The sequence below is a fragment of the Dietzia sp. DQ11-38-2 genome, from assembly GCF_014145055.1.
Taxonomy (GTDB): Bacteria; Actinomycetota; Actinomycetes; order Mycobacteriales; family Mycobacteriaceae; genus Dietzia.
Genome location: NZ_JAALDW010000497.1, coordinates 1 through 1,099, shown reverse-complemented (window position 1 = coordinate 1,099; position 1,099 = coordinate 1). Strand labels below are relative to the sequence as shown.

The following is a 1,099-nucleotide window of genomic DNA, read 5'->3' as shown; positions in this document are numbered from 1 at the left end:
ACAGGTCCATGGTCGTGCACAGCTCCATGGTCGTACACCGTGGCGCGGGCGGTCATGCTTGCTGCTCCACCGGGCCGACGGGATCGTGGACGGTCACCAATTTGGAACCGTCGGGGAAGGTGGCCTCGACCTGGATCATCGGTAGCCGCTCCACCACCCCGGCCATGACCTGCCCGGCGTCCAGGACCCGACGCCCCAGGTCCATGCACTCGGCGACGGTGCGTCCGTCGCGGGCGTGCTCGACGATCTCCCACGAGATGAGCGCGGTGGCCTCCGGGACATTGAGCAGCACGCCGCGGTCGAGTCTCCGGCGGGCCACCTCCGCCGCGGTGAACAGGGTGAGTTTGTCCAGTTCGCGGGGGGTGAGCTTCATCGGCGGGTCCTCTCGTGCTCGGAGCGTCGGCGCGCCGGGGCGTGTCGATCACGCTAATACCACCGTGTGTCGGCCGTGTAACACCGCTGCCGAGGACCGCTCCCACCCCTGTCGCCGAGCGCCTGAACGTCCCTGACCTGCGGTGCCCTGAACGGCGCGAGCAGGGCACCGCAGGTCACGGACCGTGTCCCTCCACTGGTTCGCGCCGCGCGATCCAAACACGGGATCATCCGGACTCCGGCGCCGTCTGAACACCCGCCCCGTGCCTGCCCCAGCACACCAGCCCTCCACCACACCAGCCCTCTGTCCTGTGGCGCCCTGCAGAGGGCGAGCAGGGCACCGCTGGTCACAGGGCAGCGCACCCGGCGAGGGCCCGTCCGGCAGCACCGGCCGCGCCCGACCACTGGTTCGGCGGCCGATTGTTACGGCACGTTACGACTCCCGCGTCGCCATCGCTCCGCCTCCCGCCCACTGCCATCATGAATCGATGCCCCAGAACATCGCCGGGACGACCGCGACCGACGACCCCGCCGTGGGTGACTTCGACACCGCCCCCGCGGACAACCTGCTGCCCGTGCTCACGGAGCTGTCGGGATCTGCCGAATGGGCACGGGCGGTACTGGACGGTCGGCCATACCGCTCGCGCGCGGCCCTGCACTCCGCGGCCCGACGGGTGCTCGCCGGGCAGAGCGACGCCGAGGTGCTGTCCGCGGTCGATGCGCACCC

General features: G+C 70.9%; 2 protein-coding genes. One reads left to right on the top strand and one right to left on the bottom strand.

Annotated elements, in window-relative coordinates; translation table 11 throughout:
- Positions 1-52 precede the first annotated feature (52 nt).
- On the bottom strand, positions 53-373 hold the full coding sequence (locus G6026_RS15605; RefSeq protein WP_017837974.1) for an urease subunit gamma: 321 nt from the start codon (positions 371-373) through the stop codon (positions 53-55).
- A gap of 487 nt (positions 374-860) precedes the next feature.
- Between G6026_RS15605 and G6026_RS15600 the strand changes: the two genes are divergently transcribed.
- Positions 861-1,099 (top strand): 2-oxo-4-hydroxy-4-carboxy-5-ureidoimidazoline decarboxylase (locus tag G6026_RS15600; RefSeq protein WP_277815620.1); only part of this gene is annotated, 239 nt, incomplete at its 3' end.